The organism is Arthrobacter sp. P1_A5 (assembly GCF_056406825.1).
In genome coordinates, this window is the sequence record NZ_JBFTZL010000227.1 from 1 (window position 1) to 5,139 (window position 5,139).

3 protein-coding genes and 1 pseudogene are annotated in these 5,139 nt (G+C 67.2%); all 4 read left to right on the forward strand.

The annotated features are described in order from the left end of the window. Positions 1-257: pseudogene (locus AC1D1S_RS19135) on the forward strand (PAC2 family protein); the annotation flags it as partial. Positions 258-291: 34 nt separating this feature from the next. Then, the gene (locus tag AC1D1S_RS19140) at positions 292-1,623 is read left to right on the forward strand and encodes an MFS transporter (RefSeq protein WP_243179410.1); all 1,332 of its coding nucleotides are present in this window, start codon (positions 292-294) and stop codon (positions 1,621-1,623) included. A gap of 185 nt (positions 1,624-1,808) precedes the next feature. Further along, entirely contained in the window at positions 1,809-3,275 is a 1,467-nt protein-coding gene (locus AC1D1S_RS19145; protein ID WP_476995207.1) for a DUF4192 family protein, read from the forward strand. A gap of 283 nt (positions 3,276-3,558) precedes the next feature. Next, entirely contained in the window at positions 3,559-4,887 is a 1,329-nt protein-coding gene (locus AC1D1S_RS19150) for an RNA polymerase sigma factor (protein WP_028276426.1), read from the forward strand. Positions 4,888-5,139 lie beyond the last annotated feature (252 nt).

The following is a 5,139-nucleotide window of genomic DNA, read 5'->3' on the forward strand; positions in this document are numbered from 1 at the left end:
CGGCAACGTCGCTCATGCTGCCGACCGACCGTCTGCGCGAGGCGGGACGCGAGGTGGGCCGGCAGATTGCCGAGCAGATCGAGGCATCCGAGGAGGTCCAGCAGGTGGTCTCACGGCTGGAGACCCGGTACGACGAAAAGGCCGAGGGGACGGTCCGGAGATCGCTGCTGGCAGACGAGAACGACCAGCTGCCCAACGCCGACGCTCTTGGTGCCGCCGTCGAGGCGTACCTGGCCCGTAAAGAACCCGGCGAATAAATACTATTTATCCTGAGCCGGGCATAATGGGGGAGTGACCTCTCCCCGCGCCTGGCTGATCTGGATCGTCGGGATCTTCGCCTATCTCGTGGCGGTCAGCCAACGGACCTCCTTCGGGGTGGTCGGCCTGGAGGCAACGGAACGCTTCCATGCCAGTGCCGCGGAGATCTCCTTCTTCACCGTGCTGCAGCTGCTGGTTTATGCGGCGCTGCAGATTCCTGTGGGCATTCTGGTGGACCGGTTTGGCTCCCGCGCGATGCTCGCGGGCGGCGGTGTCCTGATGGGACTCGGCCAGCTTCAGCTGGCGTTTGCCGACAACATTCCCGGCGGAGTCCTGGGACGTGTGCTGGTGGGCGCCGGTGACGCCATGACGTTTATTTCCGTCATCCGGCTCATCCCGCTCTGGTTTGCCCCGGGGCGCGTCCCGCTCCTGACGCAGTTGACCGGCATGTCCGGCCAGCTCGGCCAGCTCTTCAGCGTGGTGCCGTTCGCCATGATCCTGCACTCCGCGGGGTGGACTCCCGCCTTCCTGACGCTCGCCGCGATGTCCGGCCTCGCCGTCGTGCTGGTGCTGATCCTGCTCCAGGACCTTCCGCCCGGGCACTCCGCACCGGCACAGTCCCAGGGGCTGCGCGCCACCGGCATTTCGCTGGGACACGCCTGGCGGCAACCCGGGACCCGGCTCGGGCTGTGGAGCCACTTCACCGTCCAGTTCAGCGGCACCGTTTTTGCCATGACGTGGGGCTACCCTTTCCTGATTTCCGCCGAGGGACTGGACCGCGGCACGGTCTCGGCCCTCATGGCGCTGTACGTCGCCGGCGCCATCGCCGCCGGACCCCTGATGGGCCGATTCGTTGCCCGGCATCCGCTGCGGCGCTCCACTATGGTGCTGCTCATTTCCGGATGCACCGCTGCCGCCTGGGCGGCGGTTCTGCTGGTGCCGGGACGCGCGCCGCTCTGGCTCCTGGCTGCGCTGGTGGTGACCCTCGCCGTCGGCGGCCCCGGTTCCATGATCGGCTTCGATTTCGCCCGGACCTTCAACCCGGCCCACCGGCTCGGCACCGCCACCGGGATCGTCAACGTGGGCGGCTTCATCGCAGCGCTCGTGTCCATTTACCTGATCGGGCTGGTGCTCGACGTCCTGCATGCCTCCGGGTTCTCGCAGGGGGAGCTCTACGGCCTGGATCCGTTCCGCGTGGCCCTGAGCGTGCAGTTCCTGCTGCTGGCCGGGGGAGCAGGAGCCATCATGGTGACCCGGCGGAAGGTCCGGCGCCAGATGGCGGCCCAGGGAGTCATGGTTCCGCCGCTGCTCAAGTCCCTGGCCGAGCAGCGCAGGCTGGTCGCGGAGCGCCGCCGCACGCCCTGAACCAGCTGTTTGGGCGGTATGGGCTGGTCTGCCGGCGATTGTCATCAGGCGTTCGTGCCTTTGTGCGTCCAGTCACTGTTGCTTATCCACGGATGGCTATCCCCGGTCGTCTATCCACCGTCGTTTATCCACATAGCGCAACCCGGTACTGTCGCCGGGGACGCGGCCGCCGCGAAGCTGGGCTTATGACAGCTCCCGATCACCTGAGAATCACCGGCCCCGAAGACATCCTGGGCTTCATCCCGCACTCCCTCGGCTACTGGCCGGAAAACAGCCTCGTGGCCATGACCTTGCAGGGCAAACGTCTCGGAGCCACCTTGCGGGTCGACCTCCCCGTGCCCGGAGGCGGCTCAGGCCGGAAGGACATGCTGGCCGGTTTCGCCCGAAATGTCGTGGCCTATCTGCAGGCGGACGACGCGGCCGACGGTTCGCTGCTGGCCTTCTTCACTGACGCCGACTCCGACGCCGACGCCGACACGGAGACGGACAGCGCCGGCGACGGCCATGCGTGGGCGGACCTGCTCAAAGAACTCGAGCTTGCCCTTGAGGCAGCCGGATTGCCGTTGAGGGATGCCTGGATTATCGGTACTGAGTTCTGGCGCAACGCACACTGCAGCGATCCGGACTGCTGTGGGATGCCCGGCCGTCCGGTCGAGCAGATCAGGAACAGCAGGCTCAACGCCGAGATGGTCTACCGCGGCAGCAGCGTCGGCGCGGTCCCCGGCACCCAGGGGACCAGCCCGGCGCCGCTGCCGGTGGACCCCGCGGTGAGCCTTGCCGAGTGCGGCTGGGCGGAGCAATTCTCCCCGCGACGGCGGGACCGGGCCCAATTCGACCAGGTCCTCGATGTCTGGATGATGGCCATGCAGGCCGCCATTGGCCAGGAGCCCCTTCCGGTCCCCACCCCGGGTGACGTGGCTAGGGGTGCCGTCCCCGACGCCGGGACCGACGCCGGGACCACCGGCTCCGGGACGCCCGATCCCTGGACCATTGGCCGGCCGCTTCAGCTCTCACCGGAACTCGCCGGCTACCTGCGGGCCAGCCTGTGCATTCCGTCATGGCGGGATGCGGTCCTGGTGATGGCGGCCGCCGGACGGTCCGCGGCCGAACGCGGCCCCGAGGACTTCGGTATCTTCGACCCAGACCCCGGGTCCGCCGCTTTCCCCGATAACACGCCCGCCTCACGGCCCCGACCGACGCCCAGCCCCCTGCCGGGTCCAATGTCCGGCCGCACTTCCCGGTCCGGGACCGCTCCGCGGATGCCCCTGCCGGTGGCACCCGGCAGCGGCGGGTCCGCCGCCGGCGCCGTGCCTGCAGCCGGAGCTGTTCCCGGTTACGGAGAAGTCCTGCTCGGACTGGCGCCGTCGGTTCCGGACTGGACCCTGATGGTCGGGCTCGAGCGGGTCCTGGAACGGCTCGGCCGCCTTGGTGACGGGGAAGCAACGGCAGCCGCCGTGACGGCGCGGGGCTGGATCGAATGGTGCCGTGGCCGCGGCTCCTACGCCGACGCGCTCTACCGTCAGGCCTTGCAGGGCCACCCGGGATACAGGCTCGCGGAACTGCTGGCAGAGCTTGGCCGGCGCGGCACCCTTTGCGGCTGGGCTGYCAGGCGGGAGGCGGCCTGGCAGAAGTTTGCCCCGGACGCGGCATGAGGTCCTGACGCGGCGTGCGAGCCGCCGCGATATCGTCGACCCGGCGTCGCGAAAGGCACCCGGCCTGAAAACCGTGAGACAATGGTTGCCGAGACCCGGTTGGGTCCGTGTATCAAGTGCCCTAAATGATCCTTGGAAACAGGGAACATTAAGGCCGCGCCAGCAGTTCTACTAAGTGGCTCTGCTGGTCGTGGTTGCACCTGATGTTGAACACGGACTTGACAGGGTCATAGTGGTGTTGCCCGTATGGTGATTCCGCAGACCGCAGCTAGAAAGGTTTTCAGTGACCCCGTCTTCCGCGAAGAAGGAACCCGCCGACCAGGCCGAATTGTCCCCTGAGGAGAAGAAGGCGGCGACCAACGCCAAGCGCGCCGCCACGCGCGCAGCCAACAAGGCTGTCAAGGACGCCGCTTCCGCAGAGGGTGGCGACACCGTCGCCAAGCCTGAGCCCAAGAAGCGCGGGCCCAAGCCCGGCGCGAAAGCCGCGGCAGAAGCCGCCGGCAACTCTGCCAGTACGTCTGACGATGACGTCGACGCCGAAGAGGATCTCGACGACATCACGCCCGACGCCGCCGAGCTCGGCGACGAAGTAGAAGGCGAGGAAGTCGCCGGCAAGGCCGCGGCCACCACCGGCTCCGGCTTCGTCTACTCCGACGCCGACGACGACGACGCTCCGGTGCAGCAGGTTATGTCTGCCGGCGCCACCGCCGACCCCGTCAAGGACTACCTGAAGCAGATCGGCAAGGTCGCCCTGCTGAATGCCGAACAGGAAGTAGACCTGGCCCTGCGGATCGAGGCCGGTCTCTTCGCTGAAGAAAAGATCGCCGCCGACGACGGCACTATGGACCCGAAACTCAAGCGCGAGCTCGAATTCGTCATCCACGACGGCAAACGGGCCAAGAACCACCTGCTGGAGGCCAACCTCCGCCTCGTCGTCTCGCTGGCCAAGCGCTACACCGGCCGCGGCATGCTGTTCCTGGACCTGATCCAGGAAGGCAACCTGGGCCTGATCCGTGCGGTCGAGAAATTCGACTACACCAAGGGCTTCAAGTTCTCCACCTACGCCACCTGGTGGATCCGCCAGGCGATCACCCGCGCCATGGCCGACCAGGCCCGCACCATCCGCATCCCGGTGCACATGGTGGAAGTCATCAACAAGCTGGCCCGCGTCCAGCGCCAGATGCTGCAGGACCTCGGCCGCGAACCCACCCCGGAGGAACTGGCCCTCGAACTCGACATGACCCCGGAAAAGGTCGTGGAGGTCCAGAAGTACGGCCGCGAGCCCATCTCGCTGCACACCCCCCTTGGCGAGGACGGCGACTCCGAATTCGGCGACCTCATCGAGGACTCCGAAGCCGTGGTTCCCGCGGATGCCGTGAGCTTCACCCTGCTGCAGGAACAGCTGCACTCGGTGCTGGACACCCTCTCCGAGCGCGAAGCCGGCGTGGTAGCAATGCGCTTCGGCCTTACCGACGGCCAGCCGAAGACTTTAGACGAAATCGGCAAGGTCTACGGTGTGACGCGTGAGCGCATCCGCCAGATCGAATCCAAGACCATGTCCAAGCTGCGGCACCCGTCGCGCTCACAGGTCCTGCGCGACTACCTGGACTAAGCGCCACTGGTCGCAGACCGGGTAAAGGTTCCCAGCAATGCGGGGTCGCTTCCCGCCCATCCTCACCGGAGGAACGGGCCGGAAGGGACCCCGCATTGCTTTTTGCCGCTGCGGCGGGGTGCACGGCACCTAAGCGAACCGGCACCTGACGAACCAGCACTTAACGAATCAGCACTTAACGAATCAGGGCCCCTCCGGTATGGAGGGGCCCTGATGCAGTGGTCTCAGGTCGCCGGGAACCCTGTAGGGTGC